Source organism: Shinella zoogloeoides, from assembly GCF_033705735.1.
GTDB classification, from domain to species: Bacteria; Pseudomonadota; Alphaproteobacteria; order Rhizobiales; family Rhizobiaceae; genus Shinella; species Shinella zoogloeoides_A.
The window spans coordinates 1,181,949-1,201,196 of sequence record NZ_CP131131.1 but is presented as its reverse complement, the minus strand read 5'-3'; the positions used below and the strand labels follow the sequence as shown (position 1 = coordinate 1,201,196).

At 66.2% G+C, this 19,248-nt stretch carries 16 protein-coding genes; 7 read left to right on the top strand and 9 right to left on the bottom strand.

Translation table 11 applies throughout. The annotated features are described in order from the left end of the window. The first annotated feature begins 64 nt into the window (after nucleotides 1-64). Nucleotides 65-1,933 (top strand): FUSC family protein, encoded by a 1,869-nt coding sequence (locus tag ShzoTeo12_RS23255; protein ID WP_318912654.1) that lies wholly within the window; start codon nucleotides 65-67, stop codon nucleotides 1,931-1,933. Nucleotides 1,934-1,942: 9 nt separating this feature from the next. Here ShzoTeo12_RS23255 and ShzoTeo12_RS23250 read toward each other — a convergent pair whose 3' ends face one another. The 5 genes from ShzoTeo12_RS23250 to lsrA form a co-directional block, all read right to left on the bottom strand. Beyond that, nucleotides 1,943-3,196: a class II aldolase gene (locus tag ShzoTeo12_RS23250; protein WP_318912653.1), complete on the bottom strand. Its 1,254-nt coding sequence runs from the start codon at nucleotides 3,194-3,196 to the stop codon at nucleotides 1,943-1,945. Between the two features lie 65 nt (nucleotides 3,197-3,261). Beyond that, the gene (gene lsrB / locus ShzoTeo12_RS23245) at nucleotides 3,262-4,236 is read right to left on the bottom strand and encodes an autoinducer 2 ABC transporter substrate-binding protein LsrB (RefSeq protein ID WP_318914355.1); all 975 of its coding nucleotides are present in this window, start codon (nucleotides 4,234-4,236) and stop codon (nucleotides 3,262-3,264) included. Nucleotides 4,237-4,295: 59 nt separating this feature from the next. Then, nucleotides 4,296-5,309: an ABC transporter permease subunit gene (locus ShzoTeo12_RS23240; RefSeq protein ID WP_318912652.1), complete on the bottom strand. Its 1,014-nt coding sequence runs from the start codon at nucleotides 5,307-5,309 to the stop codon at nucleotides 4,296-4,298. Beyond that, nucleotides 5,306-6,337 carry an ABC transporter permease subunit gene (locus ShzoTeo12_RS23235; RefSeq protein WP_318912651.1) on the bottom strand — a complete coding sequence of 344 codons (1,032 nt, stop codon included), beginning with the start codon at nucleotides 6,335-6,337 and terminating at the stop codon, nucleotides 5,306-5,308. Before ShzoTeo12_RS23235 ends, ShzoTeo12_RS23240 begins: the two co-directional genes overlap by 4 nt. Further along, nucleotides 6,330-7,832, bottom strand: coding sequence for an autoinducer 2 ABC transporter ATP-binding protein LsrA (gene lsrA / locus ShzoTeo12_RS23230; RefSeq protein WP_318912650.1), 1,503 nt, complete (start codon nucleotides 7,830-7,832; stop codon nucleotides 6,330-6,332). The genes ShzoTeo12_RS23235 and lsrA overlap by 8 nt, the downstream gene beginning before the upstream one ends. Before the next feature lie 240 nt (nucleotides 7,833-8,072). Here lsrA and ShzoTeo12_RS23225 point away from each other — a divergent pair, with 240 nt between their 5' ends. Genes ShzoTeo12_RS23225 through ShzoTeo12_RS23215 form a run of 3 tightly spaced genes read left to right on the top strand, consistent with a single transcriptional unit; the run spans nucleotide 8,073 to nucleotide 10,930 of the window. Further along, nucleotides 8,073-9,020, top strand: a complete 948-nt coding sequence (locus ShzoTeo12_RS23225; protein ID WP_306031906.1) for a sugar-binding transcriptional regulator — start codon at nucleotides 8,073-8,075, stop codon at nucleotides 9,018-9,020. Nucleotides 9,021-9,024: 4 nt separating this feature from the next. Further along, nucleotides 9,025-10,587 carry an autoinducer-2 kinase gene (gene lsrK / locus ShzoTeo12_RS23220; RefSeq protein WP_318912649.1) on the top strand — a complete coding sequence of 521 codons (1,563 nt, stop codon included), beginning with the start codon at nucleotides 9,025-9,027 and terminating at the stop codon, nucleotides 10,585-10,587. Between the two features lie 37 nt (nucleotides 10,588-10,624). Then, on the top strand, nucleotides 10,625-10,930 hold the full coding sequence (locus tag ShzoTeo12_RS23215) for an antibiotic biosynthesis monooxygenase (protein ID WP_313194238.1): 306 nt from the start codon (nucleotides 10,625-10,627) through the stop codon (nucleotides 10,928-10,930). A 57-nt stretch (nucleotides 10,931-10,987) separates the two neighbouring features. Here ShzoTeo12_RS23215 and ShzoTeo12_RS23210 read toward each other — a convergent pair whose 3' ends face one another. The 3 genes from ShzoTeo12_RS23210 to ShzoTeo12_RS23200 form a co-directional block, all read right to left on the bottom strand. Beyond that, the gene (locus ShzoTeo12_RS23210; RefSeq protein ID WP_119255613.1) at nucleotides 10,988-11,857 is read right to left on the bottom strand and encodes a DMT family transporter; all 870 of its coding nucleotides are present in this window, start codon (nucleotides 11,855-11,857) and stop codon (nucleotides 10,988-10,990) included. A gap of 87 nt (nucleotides 11,858-11,944) precedes the next feature. Then, nucleotides 11,945-13,312: a GAF domain-containing protein gene (locus ShzoTeo12_RS23205; protein WP_318912648.1), complete on the bottom strand. Its 1,368-nt coding sequence runs from the start codon at nucleotides 13,310-13,312 to the stop codon at nucleotides 11,945-11,947. Then, entirely contained in the window at nucleotides 13,312-13,782 is a 471-nt protein-coding gene (locus ShzoTeo12_RS23200; protein WP_318912647.1) for a pyridoxamine 5'-phosphate oxidase family protein, read from the bottom strand. Before ShzoTeo12_RS23200 ends, ShzoTeo12_RS23205 begins: the two co-directional genes overlap by 1 nt. A gap of 278 nt (nucleotides 13,783-14,060) precedes the next feature. On the opposite strand from ShzoTeo12_RS23200, the gene ShzoTeo12_RS23195 reads away from it, so the two are divergent. Genes ShzoTeo12_RS23195 through ShzoTeo12_RS23185 form a run of 3 tightly spaced genes read left to right on the top strand, consistent with a single transcriptional unit; the run spans nucleotide 14,061 to nucleotide 16,077 of the window. Next, nucleotides 14,061-14,522 carry a cupin domain-containing protein gene (locus ShzoTeo12_RS23195; protein ID WP_318912646.1) on the top strand — a complete coding sequence of 154 codons (462 nt, stop codon included), beginning with the start codon at nucleotides 14,061-14,063 and terminating at the stop codon, nucleotides 14,520-14,522. A 57-nt stretch (nucleotides 14,523-14,579) separates the two neighbouring features. After that, on the top strand, nucleotides 14,580-15,425 hold the full coding sequence (locus ShzoTeo12_RS23190; RefSeq protein ID WP_318912645.1) for an arylamine N-acetyltransferase family protein: 846 nt from the start codon (nucleotides 14,580-14,582) through the stop codon (nucleotides 15,423-15,425). Between the two features lie 37 nt (nucleotides 15,426-15,462). After that, nucleotides 15,463-16,077, top strand: a complete 615-nt coding sequence (locus ShzoTeo12_RS23185) for a YceI family protein (RefSeq protein ID WP_318912644.1) — start codon at nucleotides 15,463-15,465, stop codon at nucleotides 16,075-16,077. Nucleotides 16,078-16,094: 17 nt separating this feature from the next. Here ShzoTeo12_RS23185 and ShzoTeo12_RS23180 read toward each other — a convergent pair whose 3' ends face one another. Continuing rightward, nucleotides 16,095-19,238: an efflux RND transporter permease subunit gene (locus ShzoTeo12_RS23180; RefSeq protein ID WP_318912643.1), complete on the bottom strand. Its 3,144-nt coding sequence runs from the start codon at nucleotides 19,236-19,238 to the stop codon at nucleotides 16,095-16,097. Between the last annotated feature and the right edge of the window lie 10 nt (nucleotides 19,239-19,248).

Sequence of the window (19,248 nt, the reverse complement as noted above, 5' to 3'; positions counted from 1 at the left end):
CCATGCGATTGTTAATCCGCAAGAGGCGAACTAGTTTCGGCCTGCCGAACCCGCCGGAATCCTCATGCCCGATCCGATTGCAAAACCCGATCTTCCATCGCCAGCGGCGCGCGCGCTCCAGCTACGCTCGCTGTTCGCCCTGAACAAGCCGGGTGCCCGGCGCTGGCCGTTCGCGCTGCGCGCAGCCCTTGCCATGGGCGTGCCTGCGGCGATCGGCTGGGCGGTGGGGGACCTGCCGGCGGGACTGATGGCGACGATCGGCGGCTTCACCGCCGTCTACGGCAATGACCGACCGTTCCTGAACCGCGCCTTTCATCTTGGCGCGATCGCGGTGTCGTTCGCGCTTGCCGTGATGATCGGCGTGGTGGCGGGCGGCACGGAGTGGCTGACCGTTCCGGTGGTGACGTTGCTCGCGACCGCTGCTGCCTTCCTGTGCAGCGCGCTGAAGGTCTCCCCGCCGGGGGCCTATCTCTTCACGCTTGCGGTCGCGGCCGGTACGGCGATGGGGGCGGAGCACCTGTCCTGGTGGCATGTGGGCACGCTCGTCCTTGCCGGCGGGGCCTTCGCCTGGGTGCTGCATATGACTGGGGCGATCCTTGCGCCGCGTGGGCCCGAGGTTCTGGCCCTCAAGGCGGCGGCCCGTGCCGTTGGCGATTTTCTCGCCGCGGCGACGACGCCGGGCGGCGATGCGGCGCGGCATCAGGCGGCCATCGCGCTGCATCTTGCATGGACGGTGCTGGTCAGCCAGCAGCCCGTGCAGCCTCGCCCGAACGGAACCCTGTCGCGGCTGCGCGCCGAGGGCCGGGAACTGCACATGATCTTCGCCGAGGCGATCAATGCGGTGGGAGCGGGCGAACCGATCCCGCAGGCCAATATCGAGCGCGTGCGGGCAATCGCCCGGCAGGGGGCGATGCCGGTCGACGTCACCAATCCCGGCCATATCCCGCTCGGCCGCGTCAGCGGCTGGCAGCTCCTGAAGGAGGGGGCGCGCCCGGGCGCGCAGGCATTCGAGATCGGCCTGCGGGTGGCGGTGGCCTCGGCGGTGAGCGGGCTCTTCGGCTGGTTGACGAATATCGAGCATGCCTACTGGATCACCGCCGCCGCCGTGCTGATGCTCTACCAGGGCCTCGACCGGGCGACGATGCTGCAACGGGGAATCCAGCGGGTCGGCGGCACCCTGATCGGCACGGTCCTCGCCGGTGTTGTCCTGTATCTTCACCCCGAAGGGCTGTGGTTCGCGGCCACGATTGCCCTCCTCCAGTTCATCATCGAATTGCTGGTGCTGCGCAATTACGGGCTCGCGGTCGTCTTCATCACGGCGATTGCCCTCACCATCGCCTCCGGCGGTCATCCGGTGGCCGACATTTCCCATCAGGTCTGGGTCCGCGCGGAAGATACCTTTCTCGGCTGCGCGATCGGTGTCGCGGCGTTCCTGCTTCTGGCGAAACGGGGAACGAGCCGGGCGATCTCGCAGGAACTGTTCCGGACCTGGGGGGCGATCGATCTGGTCGCCCAGCATCTTGCGACCGGCGATGCCGATACGGCGGGCGTGCGCGGCGCCCGGCGCAACCTGCAGCATCACATAATCCTGCTGCTGCAAAGCTACGATGCGGCGGCCGGAAGCGGTGCGGAAAGCCGGGCCACGGCAGAACCGCTCTGGCCCGCCGTCGTCGCCACCCAGCGCCTCGCCTACCGCTTGCTCGCCGCCGGCTGGCGGATCGAGGCCGCATCGGCGACAGGGGAAAATGCCGCTCTGGCGGAGGAACTGTTCGGCAAGGAAGGCGCGGCGCAGTTGCACGCCTGCCTCGCCGGGATCGTCAATGCATTCCACAACGGCACCGCACCACCGCCCGATCCCGACGTTCCGGCCTTTCTCGAAGCGGAAATCCGCTTGCTGGGCAGCTCGATCGTCTTCCCGTCCAGGCAGGCGTGACGGAAGACGCTATTGAGCGGCGACCTTCAGCTTTGCCTGTTCCAGTGACCAGTATTCCATGTCGAACAGGTCCGCCTCGCCGATGGGCGTGAAGCGGCCGTAGGCTTCGGCGGCGTTGATGGCGCGGGTCGCCTGCTCGCAGAGGTCGCCGCCGATCCCGGCTGCCTTCGCACTGGCGCCGAGGGCGTAGATGCCCTTGCCGCGGACCAGAACGAGGCGCGGATAGACGTCCAGCATCTGCTTCGGCTCGTCGGTGCGGGTGGCGTTGCGCGTGAAATAGGCGCGGTAGCGATCGGCATAGGCTGCAAGCGCCGCGTCGATCGCGGCCTCGTCCGCGCCGGCCTCGATGACCATCGGCCAGGGCTTGATGCGGATGACGTGATCCGGCGTGACGGTGCCGCGCAGGCCGATCGCCTCGACGTTTTCCTTTCCGGCATGTTCGCGGATCGCGGCGGTGGAGCGATAGTCGAGGAAGACACCCCTGGCGAAGGGCGAGCCGTCGCGGGTGAGTGCGGCCTCAAGCCGCGCCGTCAGCGCCGTGTCCTCTGCGCCGTCGCTCGGCTGTGGGCCGGAAAGCGTGATGCCCTTACGCGCCAGCTCCTCTTCCGCCATGGTGACGAATTCGATCATCAGCTCGTAGGAGGCGCGGGCATCGTCGGCGAAGGTGAAGAGGCCGTGGTTCTCCAGCCAGAGGCCTTCACAGCCCGGATGGTCGCGGTAGATGCGGTCGGCGACGATGGAGAGGTCGAAGCCGGGCATGACATAGGGCACATAGGCGAGGCGCTCGCCATAGACGCGGCTGACCGTCTCGCGCATGTCGGGCTGGTCGGCTAAGGCGAGGATCGCCGTCGCATGCGTATGGTCGACGAAGGCGAAGGGCAGGAAGGCGTGGAGCAGCGCCTCGACGGAGGGGTTCGGCGCGTCCGCCTCGATGAGGCTGGCGCGCAGCAGGGCGACCATGTCTGGGTCGGAGAGCTTCGGGCCGTTGCGGGCTTCGAACAGCGGGGCGAGACGGACGGCCGGCAGGCCCGGCGCCTCGATCGTGTCGAGATCCCAGCCGCTGCCCTTGATGTGCATGAGCGCTTCGCCGTCGGCCGAGGTCACCTTGACGGAGGTGTTGCCGCCGCCGTGCAGCACGAGATCCGGATCACCGCCGATGATGCGGGAGGTGTAGATGCGAAGGCCGAGGGCCTCGCTCTGTCCGGCTTCCAGCGCGGCCTCCACGTAACGGGCTGCATCCTCGTCGTTCCAGCGGCTTTTCATGCGGATTGTCCTGTCCTTGAAATGAAAGCGGCGGGCAGCCGGAGCCGCCCGCCGTTCGTGCGTTATCAGAAGTCGAAGTTGGCGATATTGTCCTTGGTGAAGACGGTGCGCTCCGGCAGCAGGATGATGCCGTTGCCGTCGGCTTCGTAGTCGTAGCCCTGTACCTTGTTGGCCGAGACCTCGACGGTGCCGACGCCGGGGATTTCCAGCTTGTCGCCGACCTTCATCGGGCCGTTCTTCAGGACGTGATCGGCGACATAGACGGAGATCTTGCCCTGCTGCGTGACGTCCCACAGGCCGAAGCGCTGGATCGTGCCGCGCTCGATATAGGGGCGCATGACGTTCGGCGTGGAGAAGCCGACGATGGTGACGCCTTCGGCGCGCTTCAGGTTTTCCGCTGCCTGTGCTGCGGCCGGCAGGGCGTTGGCGTCGGGCGCGATGATCGCATCGAGGTCCGGGTAGGTCTGCAGGATGCTTTCAGCCGTCTGCAACGACTTCTGCGCGTCGTTGTAGCCGTACTGGGTGGTGACGATCTCCCAGCCAGGATGCTCCTTGGCGATCTTCGCCTTGGCGGCTTCCGCCCAGGCGTTCTGGTCGGTCACGGTCGGGCTGGAGTAGAAGAAGGCGACCTTGGCCTTTTCCTTCGTCACGCCTTCTGCGGCCATGTCGACCAGCAGGCCGCCGAGCTGCTCGGGCGTGCCCTGGTTGATGTAGTAGCTGCGGCAATCGGGGTTGACGTCGCTGTCCCAGGTCATGACGAGCACGCCGCGCTCCATGGCGCGCTTGAGCGCCGGGCACAGGCCGTCCGGCGAGACGGAGGAGACGATGAGCGCGTTGTAGCCCTGGTTGACGAAGTTGTTGATGAACTGCACCTGGGCGGAGACGCTGGGTTCCGTCGGGCCGTCATAGGTAACCTTCGCACCGAGCTCTTCGCCGGCCTTCGTCGCGCCGGCGCCGCCGGACGTGAAGAAGCCGACGCCCACCAGCTTGGGGATGAAGGCGATCTGGTTTTCGGCATGGGCCGTGCCCGAGGCGAGCATGGTGCCGGCGAGAAGCGCCGCGGCGACGGCGCCGGATTTCATGATGTTCTTGATCATTCTCATTCTCCTCCTGAAGTGACTGCCGCCCGGTTCTGTCTTTTCTGCCGGGCGACGGCGATGAAATCGGCCAGCATTGCGCTTCCGTGGCGCAATGCGACCGCGATAACCAGCAACCCTCCCGAAAGTGCGCTGGAAATCTGGCTGGGGACGCCGGCCGCCTGCAGGCCCTGCTGCAGGTAGCCGATGACGAAGGTGGCGATCAGGGTGCCGAGGATGGAGCCCTGGCCGCCGTAGATGGAGGCGCCGCCGAGCACGGCCGCGGTGACGGCCGGCAGCAGTGTCGCCGAGCCGAGGTCGACGCGCGCCGAGCCGAAATAGGCCGACATGACGAGGCCGGCGATGGCGGCGGAAACGCCCGTGATGACATAGGTGATCGTCTGCACGCGGCCGACCGGAATGCCGGCGAAGCGCGCCGCGCTTTCCGACTGGCCGGAGAGGAAGACGGCGCGGCCGAAGCGGGTGAAGTGCAGGAGCACGACGAGCACGAGGGCGAGCGCGAGGAACAGCGCGAGCGGAGCCGGCAGGCCGAGGACTTCCGCATAGCCGAAGGCGTTGAAGGCGTCCGGGAAGTTGCCGATGCCTTCGTAGCCGCCCGCGCCGACGAGACCGGAGGCGACGGTTGCGGTGCCCTGGAAGAGATAGAGGCTGCCGAGCGTGACGACGAGCGGCTGGATCTTCGACAGGTGAATGACGGCGGCGTTGAGAAGGCCGCAGAGCGCGCCGGAAACGAGCGCCAGCGCGATCGATAGCGGCAGCGGCACGCCGTAGAAGGTGGCGACGCCGAAGACGATGGCGGCAAGGCCGATCACCGAGGCGAAGGAGACGTCGATGCCACCGGCGATGATGACGAGGGTCAGCGGCAGCGCGACGATGCCGATCTGCACGAAGTCCGAGGTGCCGTAGATCAGGTTCGCGACATTGAGGAAGCGCGGATTGACGATGCCGAAGATGGCAAGCTCGGCGACGAGCATGGCAAGGAGCGCGGTTTCCCAGCGGAAGATGAGCTTCTTCATCGGCCGGCCTCCACGGTGCGCGCCGTTGTCGTTTCAGCGGATTGGGCGGGGCCGCGCTCGTGCACGGCATAGCGGCGGGCGCGGATGCGGCGGTCGATGATCTGGCGGATGCGCCCGTCGAGCAGCAGCACCGAGAGCAGGATCGCGCCGGCGATGAAGTCGTTCCAGTAGGCTGGGATTTTCAGGAAGACGAGTGCGCTGTCGATGGAGGTGATGAAGATGACCGCGGAAAAGACGCCCGCGACCGAGCCGGTGCCGCCGAGCAGGCTCACCCCGCCGAGCACGTTGACGGCGATGGCCTTCAGCTCGATGCCGTTGCCGGCCTGGTTGGGGATGAAGCCGATCTGCGCGGCGAAGACGAGGCCGGCGAGCGCGGCGCAGATGCCGGTCGCGACGAAGGCGGTGAACTGTACGCGCTTCACCGGTACGCCGAGATGGTGCGCGGCGGCGCGGTTGTCGCCGACGGCGTAGAAATAGCGGCCGAAGCGCGTCTTGCGCAGCACCAGCCATGCGAGCACGACGAGAACGAGCACGACGACGGTGAGCGCAGAGAAGCCGGGGCCGAGATTGCCGGCCAGTGCCTTGAGGTTCTGCGGCAGATCCTCGATCCAGCGTCCGCCGGTCAAAACGAGCATGATGCCGCGATAGAGGCCGAGCGTGCCGAGCGTGGCGACGATGGAGGGAATGCCGAGATAGGCGACCATCAGCCCGTTGAAGGCGCCGGCGGCGGCCCCCGTCATGAGGCAGAAGGCGATGGCGAGCGGCAGGCCGAGGCCGGCGTTGAGCGAGAGGCCGAGCACGGCGGCGCTGAGGCCGAGCACCGAGCCGCTGGAAACGTCGATGTTGCGCGTCAGGATGACGATCATCGTGCCGAGCGAGATCAGCATCAGCACGAGGCTGTTGGAGAGGACGACCGAGGCCGTGGCGCCGGAGAGATAGCCGGGCGCGGCCGCGCCGATTGCGGCATAGGCGACGACGAGAACGGCGATGAGCGTTGCGACGCGATTGCGCGCGAAGAGGTCAAGCATGACGGGCCTCCGAGGCGCCGAAGGCAAGGCGGGCGATGGCGTCCACCGAGATGTCGTCCGTCAGTTCCCCGCCGGACTGGCCGAAGGCCATGACCTCGACGCGGTCGGCGAGCTGTTCGATCTCGTCGAAATCCGAGGAGATGAGGACTATGGCGACGCCCTCGGCGGCGAGCTTGCGGATGAGGTCGTAGATGTCGTTGCGCGCCGCGACGTCGACGCCGCGCGTCGGCTCGTCGAGGATCAGCACCTTCGGTCGGGCGGACAGGCACTTCGCCAGCAACACCTTCTGCTGGTTGCCGCCCGAAAGGCCGCGCGCCTCCTGGCCGGGACCGGTGCACTTGATGCCCATGCTGGAGCGGAATTCGTCGAAGGCCTTCCGTTCCGCGCCGGGGCGGAGGAAGAAGGGAAGGCGATGCACGAGATAGGACGAGACGTTCCAGAAGAGCGGCGCTTCGAGGAAGAGGCCATGCTGCTGGCGGTCTTCCGGCAGGTAGACGAGGCCGCGGTCGATGCAGAGGCGCGGCGAGCGCTTCTTCAGTTCCGCGCCGTCGAAGATGACGCTGCCCGCCGTCTGGGGGCGCAGGCCGAAGAGCGTCTCGGCGAATTCCGTGCGCCCCGCGCCGACGACGCCGGCAAGGCCGAGGATTTCGCCGGCCCGCACATCGAGGCTGATATTGCGGAAGCCCTCGCCGCTGAGGCCGCGCACGCTGAGGCGCGGCTGGCCGATCTGCGAGACCTTGCGGCCGGTGCGATCCTTGCCGGAGGTCTCCGTGATCTGCACGCGGCTCATCGCGTCGATGATCTCGGCGTCGCTGTAGCCGTCGAGCGGGCCGGAGAGCACGATCACGCCATCGCGCAGCACGCTGATCGTGCCGCAGATCTCGCGGATTTCGCGCAGCTTGTGCGAGATGAAGAAGATGCCGACGCCCTGCGCCTGCAATTTGCGCACGCGCTGGAAGAGCGCGCTCGTCTCGAAGGGGGTGAGGGCGGAAGTCGGCTCGTCGAGGATCAGCACGCGCGCATCGCGCACGAGGCCGCGCAGGATCTCGACGATCTGCCGCTCGGCGATTTCGAGGGCGGCGGCCTGGGCATCGAGGTCGAGCGAGACGGAGAGCTCGGTGACGAGCTGTTCGACGCGCGGGCGCAACGCCTTGGGCGAGGCGGCAAGGCCGAGGCAGATGTTTTCGAGGACGCTCTGGTTGGGCAGGATATGGGCTTCCTGCGGCACCAGGTAGAGGCCGAGCTCCTGCGCATGGGCCGGCGAAGCATGGGCAAGCGGCCGGCCGTTGATCTCGATGGCGCCGGAGTTGGCCGGGATGACGCCCGACATGATCTTCATGAGGCTCGACTTGCCGGCGCCGTTGCCGCCGAGAAGCGCGTGCACTTCCCCGGTCTGCAAGGCGAGCGAGACACCCTTCAGCACCGGAACGGCACCGTAGGACTTCCAGATGTCCGTCAGCGTCGCGACCCTCCCGGTCGCCGGGCTACCCGTCATTCTGCACCTGTTCATATGTAATCTATGTCAATCATGTGATCATAGTGATTGGTGGCCGTCAATATGCTCAAAGCGCCGGTCGGCATCGAGAAAGTGGAATATTGCGCTGCAAAATATGATTTATCCGCGAAAATCAACGGATTGCGGTCGCAAAGAATTTTTCGCCATGCGGATGCGTTGACGTATCAAAAGTTTTTTTGTTATTCAAATGATCAGAAATCGACCGAGGGAGCCGCTTGCATGGCGTCGGACAACGGGGAATGGAGCTACGCCGATACGGACGAGGAGATTCTCACCCGTATCGCCTGGTACTACTACAACGACGGGCTGACGCAGAACGAGATCGGCGAAAAGCTCAACATGTCGCGCATCAAGGTCTCGCGCCTGCTCGAAAGCGGCCGCCGCTCGGGCATCATCCAGGTGCGCATCAATTCGCGCTATCAGGGCTGCCTTGCGCTGGAGCGGCAGATCAAGGAGCGCTACGGGCTGCTCGAGGCCTATGTCGTGCCGCAGCTTCCCGATCAGGACCCGAGCGACCGGCTGGGGCAGGCGGCCGCGCAGTTCCTCATGCAGCGCTTGCAGACGGACGACCTTCTGGCAGTCGGCTGGGGCGCTACCGTATCCAACACCATCCAGCGGCTCGGCCATCTCGCCAATGAGCGCAATATCGGCCTCGTCAGTCTCACCGGCGGCGTCGGCACCTATGTCGACGGCATGCGCACGGCCAATTGGGGCAGCGGCGTGCATCTGGTGCCCGCGCCCCTCGTCGTGCGCGACCCCGACGTGGCGCGCAACCTGTCTTCGGAGCCGGCGGTTGCCAACCTCCTCGACATGGCGCTCAACGCCACCTACCAGCTCGTCGGCATCGGCGAGCTTTCCGCCGCCTCCACCGTCGTGCGTTCGGGCTATGTCAGCCCCGACGAGGTGGAGCCGCTGCGCCGCAAGGGTGCGGTCGGCGATATCCTCTGCCAGTTCTACAACGAGCGCGGCGAACCGCTCGACCTGCCGCTGCACGACCGGGTGATCGGCGTGAAGCTCGCGGCGCTGTCGCGCGCCGAAAAGGTCGTGGCGGCGGCGGGCGGCATTCACAAGGTCGGGGCCATCCACGCGGCGCTGCGCGGAAAATTCGTCGGCATCCTCATCACCGACGAGACGACGGCCGCCGGCCTCATCGAGATCAAGGACTGAACCCATGACGACTTCATACCTGCTGGCCGTCGACGCCGGCACCGGCAGCGGCCGCGCCGTCATCTTCGACGAGAACGGCAACCAGATCGCCAGCGCCCAGCACGAATGGTGGCACAAGGCCGATCCGCGCTTTCCCGGCTCCATGGATTTCGATGTGGAGGGAAACTGGTCGCTGCTCTCGCGCGCCATCCGGCAGGCGATATCCGAGGCCGGCATCGCGGCCGCCGATATCCGCGCCGTCAGCGCCACCAGCATGCGCGAGGCCATCGTCGCCTATGACCGCAGCGGGCGGGAGATCTGGGCCTGCGCCAATGTCGACAGCCGCGCCGTCAGCGAAGTGCGTGACCTGAAGCGCGACTTTCCGGGCCTCGAACGCGACCTCTATGCCGAGACCGGCCAGACCTTCGCGCTCGGCGCCCTGCCGCGCCTTCTCTGGCTGAAGCGCAACCTGCCGGACGTCTATGCCCGCATCGACCGGATCAGCATGCTCTCCGACTGGGTTCTGGCGCGCCTTTCCGGCGTCATCGCCAGCGATCCCTCCAATGCCGGCACCACCGGCCTCTACAGCCTGACGAAACGCGACTGGTTGCCGGAGGCCACGGCGAAGGCCGGCATGCGCGGTGACATCTTCCCCGAAAGCGTCGAGCCGGGCACCGTCATCGGCCGCGTCACCGAAAAGGCGGCGGACGAGACCGGCCTTGCCGCCAGCACGCCGGTCGTCATGGGCGGCGGCGATTGCCAGAGCGGGGCTGCGGCCATCGGCGTCGTCAACGAGGGCGACTGCGCGGTGCTCGGCGGCACCTTCTGGCAGCAGGTAGTCAATGTCGGCCCCGCCGTCTCCGACCCGTCGATGGACCTGCGCATCAACCCGCATGTCGTGACCGGTCTCAACCAGGCCGAGGCGATCAGCTTCTTCGTCGGCATCGTCATGCGCTGGTTCCGCGATGGTTTTGGCGCGGAGGAAGTGGCCGCGGCCGGGCCGGGCGGCGATGCCTACCGGCTGCTGGAGGAGAAGGCGGCGGGCGTGCCCGTCGGCGCCTACGGCATCATCCCGGTCTTCTCCGACGTCATGCATTACGGCAACTGGTATCACGCAGCCCCGTCGCTGCTGAACCTGTCCATCGACCCGGAAAAATCCGGCAAGGCCGCGATCTTCCGCGCCTTGCAGGAAAACGCCGCCATCGTCGCCGCCCGCAACCTGTCGGCCATCTTCAAGCTCTCCGGCAAGACGCCGGACAAGATCGTCTTCGCTGCCGGCGCTTCGAAATCGGCCCACTGGTCCCAAATCCTGTCTGACGCGACGGGCCTTCCGGTCGTCACTCCCGTCGTCAAGGAGGCGACGGCGCTTGGCTGCGCGGCCGCCGCCGCCATCGGCATCGGCCTTCGCCGCGATTTCGTCGAGGCGGCCGAGGGCTGGGTGCGCTGGGACAGGCGCTTTGAACCGAATTTCGATCACAAGGCCATCTACGACGAGGCCGGCGAACGCTGGGCGCGGGCCTATGCGCTGCAACGCCAGCTCGTCGACGAGGGCGTCACCACGGCCATGTGGAAAGCGCCGGGCCTTTGACCTTTCATCATTGATACAACGCAACAAGGATTACGACATGCTCATCCAGATGGTCAGCATCAATGTCAAACCGGGCCACGCCGATGAATTTCTGGAGGCCTTCCGCATCAATTACGAGGGCACGCGGCTTGAGCCGGGCAACCTGCGCTTCGATGTGCTGCGCAATCCCGAGGACGAGCACAGCTTCGTCATCTACGAGGTGTTCAGGTCGCCCGAAGCGCTCGACGAGCATCGCAAGACGCCGCACTATCAGGAATGCGTGCGCCGGATCGACCCCATTCTGGCCGGTCCGCGGACGAAGACCTTCTACAAGGTCGAGATGGCGGACTTCCTGGCCGCGTGATGCCGGTCTAACTCTCGACACGCCCGATCTGGTTTCGGCGCCCCACAGAGTCTTGAGCTACGACCGCTTTGCCAGTTGGTGTTCGCGCCAGATGGTGAAGAGGCCGGCGCCGACGACGATGAGGGCGCCGATGACCATGTTCAGGGTGACGTTCTCGCCGAAGAGGCTGACAGCGACGATGACGTTGAGCACCAGTTGGAAATAGGTCACCGGCTGGACTTCGGCGGCCGGCAGCAGCCCGTAGGCGCGGATGAGGAAATAGTGGCTGAGGGTGCCGCAGACGCAGAGCGCGGCAAGGGCGAACCAGTCGGAAGGCTTTACCGTGCTCCAGTAGAACGGCCCGATCAGCGAGATCGCCACGGCGCCGGCGACGCCGGCATAGAAAAGGCTCGTCACCGCCGTATCCTCGCGGCTCACCGCGCGCGTCGCGATGCTGTAGAGCGCGAACAGCACTGATGCGGCCAGCGGCAGGAGCAGCGACATGTCGAAATGGATGTCGACGGGATTGATGATCACCAGCACCCCGAGAAGGCCGATCAGCACCGCCGTACCGCGGCGCCAGCCGACGGCTTCCCCGAGAAGGGGGATCGACAGGACGGTGATGATGAGCGGCGTCGCCTGGAAGATCGACTGGCTCATGGCCAGCCCGGCATGCACATAGGAAAAGACGATGATGACGATCTCCGCGACGAGCAGGAGCCCGCGGACGATCTGCAGCCAGGGCCGCCGCGTGCGGATGGCCGCCCTTACGCCGCCCGGCGAGGTGGCGGCAAAGCCGAACACGAAGAGCGCGAACGCCCAGAACCGTATCATGGTGATGAAGAGCGCCGGGTAGCGATCGCCGAGATACTTGGTGATCGCATCCTGGCCGGCAAAGATGCAGATCGCCAGGAAGGCAAAAAGATAGCCGCGGGTCTTGGGGCTCATGGGACAATCTACTGAAGAATCGTTTCCTCCAGATAGCACAGGCCTTTCGCCGGGGCGCGGACAAACATGCCCGCCCGCGGTTCTATTTCACATTGCGGCGCCACCGTGTGGCTGATCGCCCGCGGCGGCGTCGAGGACGAGCGGTCCTTCCGCCTCCAGCCGGACGCGGCCCCTGCCGACGCGAACGAGGCGGACGGGCGCCTGCTTTTCCTCGAGCCGGCGCCTGAGCAGGAGGAGGCGGGTTTCGAGATTGTCCTTGATTTCCGGCATACGGGCGCCGGCGGCAAGCCGCATTTCCCGGTTCGTGAATTCGCTGCGCCCCTCGTTCAGGTGCCATTCCAGCATGAGGCGCAGCAGCATGCCGGCAACGCCCTTCACGATATAGGTGCCGTCGATGAAGACGCTATCGTCGAAACGGTGATGGGCGACGCGAATTTCCCGGCCGGCCGCCGGTCGGAGCAGGGGGAGCACCTGCCCCGGTTCGGTGGCGGCCGCTTCCCGCTCGCTGGCCCTCAGAGCGCTCGCTGCCTGTCCCGCCAGGATTTCGAGAGCCGCCTCGTCTTCCTCGCGGAAAGCCAGCCGTTGCTCGCTTTCGACGAAAAGCACGCCCGTCACGGCGCCGCGGGCAAGCATCGGAACGGCGATCTGGCTCATGACGGTCGGCAGGTGCGGGAAGGCGATGCTGCGTGTCGCCTCTTCCTCTTTCTCCGCGTCGAGGCCGATGGCTTCGCCGAACCGGCGCACACGGCTCATGTCGCTGACCTTGACCGTCTGGCCGCTCGTCGCCGCGGCACCGATCATGCCTTCGCTGCCGGCGATCTCCGAGCCGAGCCCCGAGCGCGGATAGCCGATGCTGCCGGTGGTGATCAGGCAGCCGCGGTGGCCGTCGTGGATCAGGACGAGCGCATTACCGTATCCGAGAACGCGTTCGACGCCGCACAGCAGGCTGTCGATGATCTCGTCCGCCTCGGCCTGTCGCTCGATGGCCTTGATCGCCGCCGAAAGGGCGGGAAGGCTCACGGGAGGCCGGCCTCCCATCGCCGGCATGGTCTCCACCGGCGATGGGACCTTCTCGATGCCGTGCACGCGGAAGATATCGGCGCTTTTCAGCCGCATGACGTCCGACATGCCGACCTGCGCGCTGCTTGCTTTCAACTGGCGGGCGATCTTGTCGAAGAGCGGTCCGGCATCGACGGAGCGCACGAAGCCGATGTCGAGCAGGAACTGGTCGCCGGTGAAGCCGTCGACGAGGATCAGCGTGACCTTGGGATTGGCGCGCACATTCGCCGCCGTCTTGGCGAAGAACTGGTTGGAGAGCGCGACGTGCTCCTCATCCATCCGCACCACATGGGAAAGATAGGAAATGTTCGGCATGCCATCGGCCGAGGCGGTGGCGATGATGGAGGGGATGACACCCTCGAAGCAGGCGGAAAGGTCGGAAAGACGCAAGCTCATCAGGACCTCGCGCCTGCCAGCATGCCCGCGAGGGGGCCGGGGGTCTGTACATAGATTTCGCTGATCGCAAGCCGGGCGACCCGCGCCTCCCGCGCGGTCAGCCACGGCGCGATGAGATGGTCGGAGACGCCGAGCGACTCGAGTTCGTTCGTCGCCGCCACGATGAACCGGTCGGCATGTTCGAGGTCACGTGGCTCTGTGTTCCGCATCGTAGCAGAGCCCTTGAGCTGGAAGCTGACATAGTCCGATGGGCTGACAAAGGTGGCGGCCAGCCGCTCCGTCTGCTGGATGCAGGTTTCGAGCCGCGGCCATTGCCAGGCGGAAAACATGACGTCGATTGTCTCGCGGCCTTCGAGGAGCCGGAAACCGATGCCGCGCCCGGCCGATGGCCGGCGCGCCGCGTCGGCCGCCGCGACGATGCACATCAGCGGTCGAGTGAAAAAGTCGATAAGCCTGTCGTCGAGCCGCACTGCCGTCCCCTGCTGCGTGTCCCCGCCATTCTTAGCAAACTTTTAGGATATTAGGCACGGCTTGCACATTCATTTAGGAACGCCGTTTTCCAGGCCGCGCTATAGGGAAAGCGTACAGGCTGGACGGCCTGGATAACCATCATCTGCCCGTCATCGGCGGCTCGTGCCGCCTGCGAGAAAGACATCGAACCACGCTCCGGATGCCGGGGCGGGGGCGCGATTTCTGTATCCGGCCGCAAGAGAGGCTGCATCGCTGCGGCCCGAACCTGGAGAACGAGATGAAAAACTTCACCCACGCGGCGATATCGCCTTCTGGGCACGGGACGCCGGCCATGGCATTCGGCAGGCATGTCATCCGCATGATGGCGGCCAATACGGGCGGTTCGCTCGGCATGTTCGAGGCATTCGTGCCGGCCGGCGAAGGTCCGCCGCTGCATGCGCACGAGCGTGAGGACGAGTTCTTCCGCGTCCTTGCCGGCCGCTTCGGCTTCTGGTGCGCCGGCGACTATGTCGAACTGACGGAAGGCGGCTGCATCGCCCTGCCGCGCGGCGTGCCGCACCGCTTCTGCAATGTCGGGCAGACGGAGGGGCGCCTGATGGTCGTCGTCACGCCGGGCGGCTTCGAAAGCTTCTTTCCGATCGTCGAACTCTGCAAGCCCGGGACGCCCGAAGAGATCGCATCCCTTGCGAAGGATTTCGGCCTGACCTTCCCGCCCGACGACGACCGCAAGGTCGCCTGAACCCTCTCAAACCAACATCGGAACCCGGACAACGGTCCATCGAAAGGAGACTGAAGGATGACGCACGTGCCTTCGAACGAAAACGCAATGACCCTGACTGCCGCGCAACTCGACGCCTATCTCGCCCGCATCGGAATGGAGCGGCCGGCCCGCCTCGATGTCTCAAGCCTGTCGCGGCTGCACCGCGCCCATCTGATGACCTTCACCTGGGAGGCGCTGGACGCCTTCATGGGCTGGCCGTCCTCTGTCGCCCCGGCCGCGGCCTTTGCGAAGATGGTCGAGGGGCGGCGCGGCGGCTGGTGCTACGAGATGAACGGCCTCTTCGGTGCGGCGCTTGCTGCCCTCGGTTTCTGCGTGACCCGTCTTTGCGGCGGCGTCGACCGGGAAAGGCTCGGCGATATCGCCATCGGCAACCACCTGACGCTGCGGGTCGATCTCGACCGTCCCTACCTCGCCGAGGTCGGCATCGCGGATGCCATCGTCGAGCCGGTTCCGCTTGCCGCCGGACCGATCAGCCAGCGCGGCTTCGACTTCTCGATCGTGCCGGCCGACGGCGGCTGGCTGCGCTTCAACAACCATGTGCGCGGCATCGCGAAGAGCTTCGACTTCCGGCCCGACCATAGCGACGAGGCCGCGATGGCCGCCACGCAGGGCTGGCTGATGCAGGATCCCGGCTCGCCGTTCACCAATGCGCTCGCGATCCTGCGACACACGGCGGACGGCTATGTCGCCCTGCAGAACGACTGTCTGCGTCGGGTGACAGCGGCAAGCCTCACCGAGCAGCGCATCACCAGCGCCGACCAGCTCGCCGATACGTTCGGGATCGTGTTCGATCTCGACGTTCCAAATCCGGCCCGTGTCTTCGAGCGCCTTCAGGCCATCGGCCGCGACAAGGCCGCCTGAACCCGCCTCGTATCACCCTGCAGCCAAGGAAACATCCATGCTTCGCATCACCGCATTCGCCTTCGCATTTGGCCTGAGCACCGCCGCATTTGCCGCCCCCACCGACCCGGCGCCGGGCGGGGCCTACAAGACCGACCCATCGCATTCGAGCTTCAACTGGTCGTTCAACCATTCCGGTCTGTCGCACTATACGGCGCGCTTCACCAGGGTCGATGCGCGCCTCGACTGGAAGCCGGAAAGGCCGGAAGCCTCGACGCTCTCGGTCACCATCGATCCCCTCTCGGTCCGCACCGACTATCCCTGGCCGGAGAAGGTGGATTTCGACAGGGAAATCGGCGGCGAGGAGACGTTCCTGGCGGACAAGCCCATCACCTTCGTCTCGAAAAGCGTTCATGTGACGGGCGAGAAGACGGGCACCGTCGAGGGTCTCTTGACCTTCCGGGGCGAGACGCATCCGGCGAAACTCGACGTCACCTTCAACGGCTCGATGGCCGAGCACCCGATGATGGGCGTGCCGAAGATCGGCTTCTCGGCGACCGGCAGCATCAAGCGCAGCGAATGGGGTCTGGACTTCGCCATTCCCGAACTCGGCGATGAGGTCACCTTCGCCATCGAGACGCAGATGGTTCCCGCCGACTACGCCTTCGAGTGAAGAACGAGCCGGCCAGTTCAGGACTCGGACGACACCCTGACGGAAAGCGCATCGGCGGGTGCGCTCTTCCTCGTGCCGCCGAAGAGCCTGCGGACCGCATCCTTGAGCCCCTCCATGTAGAGGTAGATCACCGGCGTCACGAAGAGCGTCAGGGTCTGCGAGACGATCAGGCCGCCGACCACGGCCACGCCGAGGGGCTGGCGGAGCTCGGAACTGGCGCCGCTGCCGAGCGCGATGGGCAACGTGCCCATGATCGCCGCCAGCGTCGTCATCATGATCGGGCGGAAACGCAGCAGGCAGGCCTTGTGGATGGCGTCGCGCGCAGCAAGCCCCTGCCGCTGCAGCGTCAGCGCGACATCGATCATCATGATGGCGTTCTTCTTGACGATGCCGATGAGCATCAGGAGGCCGATCACCGCGATGACCGAGAGGTCGAAGCCCGAGACGCCGATGGCGAGGAGCGCGCCCGATACGGCCGATGGCAGGCCCGAGAGGATGGTCAGCGGATGGATGAAGCTCTCGTAGAGGATGCCGAGCACGATGTAGATGGTCAGGACTGCCGCAAGGATCAGCAGCCCCTGGTTGGCGACGGAATCCTGGAAGGTCTTCGCCGTGCCGTAATATTGCGTGGAGACATCGGCGGGCAGGCCGATTTCGGCCTTCAGGCGGGCGATCTCGGCCATGCTGGCGTCGAGCGGCACCCCGGCGGGCAGGTTGTAGGAAAGGGTGACGGCCGGAAGCTGGCCGAGCTGGTTGACGGTGAGAAGGCCCGCCGTCATCTCCATATGCGCGAAGGCGCCGATCGGCACGAGCTTGCCGCCGCCGGCGGGCACCTCCATCTGCTCCAGCCGCTCCGGCGACCAGTGGATGGCGGGATCGAGTTCCATGATCACGTCATAGCTGTCGGATGCCGAGAAGATGGTGCTGATCTGCTGGGAGCCGAAGCCGCCGTAAAGCGCGCTGCGCAAGGTGCCCGTGTCGACGCCGAGCGCGGCCGCCTTGTCCTTGTCGACAACAAGGCGTGCCTGCGGCGCGCTGTTTTGCAGGTCGGAATTGACATCGAGGAAGAAAGCCGGCTCGGCGCGCATCGCGTCGACGAGCTTGCCCGACCATTCGTTCATCTTGTCCTGGTCGAGGCTCTGGACCACGAGCTGGTACTGGCTCGCCGAACCGCGCGCGCCGATGGAGAGGTTTTGGGCCGGCGACATGAAGGTCTGGACGCCGGCGATGGTGGAGAGCTGCCGGCGCAGGTCCCGCAGCACGGTTGCAAGCGCGGGGCGCTCGGTCTTCGGCTTGAGTTCCACGAAAAGTCGGCCGGAATTCAGCAGCGAGGATTGACCGGAGGCGCCGACCGAGCTTCCGACATTGGCGACATAGGGCGAGTTGCGGAAGACGTCCTCGACCTTGGCCTGCAGGGCGGACATGGCGTCGAAGGAAATGTCGGGCCGTGCCTGCGTGGTGACCTGGAGCTGGCCGATATCCTCCTGCGGGAAGAACCCCTTCGGGATCGTCGAGACCTGATAGACCGTGACGGCGATCGTGGCGAAGAAGACGAGAAGGACCGCGAAGCGGAAGCGCAGGCAAAACGCAAGGCCCCGGTCGTAACCGGAAAGGACCTTGGCGAAGCCTTTCTCCAGCCAGCCGCCGATGCCGCGCTCCTGCACGCCTTCGGTGGGCATCGCCCCTTTGGGGAGGCGGGCGGCGAGCATGGGCGTCAGGGTCAGGGAGACGAAGGCCGAGGCGAGGATCGCGACCGTGACCACCACAGCGAATTCGTTGAAGATCTTGCCGACGACGCCGCCCATCAGGAGGATCGGCAGGAAGACCGCGACGAGGGAGAGGGAGATCGCGATGATGGTGAAGCCGATCTCCGACGCGCCGTCGAGCGCCGCCTGGAAGGCGCCCTTGCCCTCTTCCTCCATGTGCCGAACGATATTCTCCAGCATCACGATGGCGTCATCGACCACGAGACCGACGGAAATGGTGAGCGCCATCAGCGATATGTTGTCGATGGAAAGGCCGAGCAGATACATCACCGCGAAGGTGGCGATGATGGAGACGGGCACGGCGACGGCCGGGATCAGCGTCGCCCGCAGGCGCCGGATGAACAGGAAGATCACCATCACGACGAGGCCGATCGTCAGCATCAGTGTGAACTGCACGTCGCTGACGGCCGCGCGGATGGAGCGGGAGCGGTCGTTCAGCGTCTCCAGGCTCGCGCCGGCAGGCAACTGCTGGCGAAAGGTCTCCAGCATGGTCTGAACACGGTCCACCACGGCGACGGTGTTGGCATCCGGCTGGCGCTGCACGGCGAGGATGATGGCGCGCGAACCGTCGTACCAGCTCGCCACCTGCGTATTGGCGACGGAATCGACAACCTTCGTCACGTCGCCGAGCCGCACGGGGCCGCCCGCGCCGTTGCTGACGATGATCTTCGAGAAGGCGGCCGCATTCTCGAGGCCGCCGTCGGTGACGATGGTCAGTTGCCGCCCCTCGGACCGGAGCGTACCGAGGGGCGTGTCGCTGTTGGCGTCGGTGATCGCCTGCTGGAGCGCGGGAACCGAGATGCCGCGGGCGGCCAGCGCATCCGGGTCGATCTGGATGCGCACCGCATATTGCTGGCTGCCGAGAACCGAGACCTGCGCCACGCCGTCGAGCGTCGATAGCGTCGGGGAGATGACGTCCTCGGCGAAGGCGTCGAGGCGGGTCAGCGGAACGGTGTCGCTTCTGAGGGCCAGCAGCAGGATCGGCGCATCGGCGGGATTGACCTTGCGGTAGCTCGGCGGATTGGTCATTTCCGGCGGAAGCTGGCGCTGCGTGCGGGTGATCGCAGCCTGTACGTCGGCGGCCGCGGCGTCGATGTCGCGGGTCAGCTCGAACTGGATGGCGATGGAGGTGCTGCCGAGCGCGTTCGTGGTAGAGATGCTGTCGATGCCGGCGATGGTCGAGAACTGCTTGATGAGGGGCGTGGCCACCGACTGCGCCATCGTCTCGGCCGAGGCGCCGGGCAGCGAGGCCGAGACGTTGATGACCGGGAAATCGGCGCGCGGCAGCGCCGCGACCGGAAGATTCACATAGGCGAAGAGGCCGGCGACGACCATGGCGATCGACAGGAGCAGCGTGGCGACGGGGCGGCGGATGCAGAATTGCGAGAGCGACATGGCCCGTCCA

Excerpts from the sequence above, each read along its gene's own strand:
- ShzoTeo12_RS23185 (WP_318912644.1), top strand. The coding sequence starts at position 15,463 with ATGCTTCGCATCACCGCATTCGCCTTCGCATTTGGCCTGAGCACCGCC.
- ShzoTeo12_RS23180 (WP_318912643.1), bottom strand. The coding sequence starts at position 19,238 with ATGTCGCTCTCGCAATTCTGCATCCGCCGCCCCGTCGCCACGCTGCTC.
- lsrA (WP_318912650.1), bottom strand. The coding sequence starts at position 7,832 with ATGACGGGTAGCCCGGCGACCGGGAGGGTCGCGACGCTGACGGACATC.
- lsrK (WP_318912649.1), top strand. The coding sequence starts at position 9,025 with ATGACGACTTCATACCTGCTGGCCGTCGACGCCGGCACCGGCAGCGGC.
- ShzoTeo12_RS23215 (WP_313194238.1), top strand. The coding sequence starts at position 10,625 with ATGCTCATCCAGATGGTCAGCATCAATGTCAAACCGGGCCACGCCGAT.
- ShzoTeo12_RS23255 (WP_318912654.1), top strand. The coding sequence starts at position 65 with ATGCCCGATCCGATTGCAAAACCCGATCTTCCATCGCCAGCGGCGCGC.
- ShzoTeo12_RS23235 (WP_318912651.1), bottom strand. The coding sequence starts at position 6,337 with ATGCTTGACCTCTTCGCGCGCAATCGCGTCGCAACGCTCATCGCCGTT.
- ShzoTeo12_RS23225 (WP_306031906.1), top strand. The coding sequence starts at position 8,073 with ATGGCGTCGGACAACGGGGAATGGAGCTACGCCGATACGGACGAGGAG.
- ShzoTeo12_RS23195 (WP_318912646.1), top strand. The coding sequence starts at position 14,061 with ATGAAAAACTTCACCCACGCGGCGATATCGCCTTCTGGGCACGGGACG.
- ShzoTeo12_RS23210 (WP_119255613.1), bottom strand. The coding sequence starts at position 11,857 with ATGAGCCCCAAGACCCGCGGCTATCTTTTTGCCTTCCTGGCGATCTGC.
- ShzoTeo12_RS23205 (WP_318912648.1), bottom strand. The coding sequence starts at position 13,312 with ATGAGCTTGCGTCTTTCCGACCTTTCCGCCTGCTTCGAGGGTGTCATC.
- ShzoTeo12_RS23240 (WP_318912652.1), bottom strand. The coding sequence starts at position 5,309 with ATGAAGAAGCTCATCTTCCGCTGGGAAACCGCGCTCCTTGCCATGCTC.
- lsrB (WP_318914355.1), bottom strand. The coding sequence starts at position 4,236 with ATGCTCGCCTCGGGCACGGCCCATGCCGAAAACCAGATCGCCTTCATC.
- ShzoTeo12_RS23250 (WP_318912653.1), bottom strand. The coding sequence starts at position 3,196 with ATGAAAAGCCGCTGGAACGACGAGGATGCAGCCCGTTACGTGGAGGCC.
- ShzoTeo12_RS23190 (WP_318912645.1), top strand. The coding sequence starts at position 14,580 with ATGACGCACGTGCCTTCGAACGAAAACGCAATGACCCTGACTGCCGCG.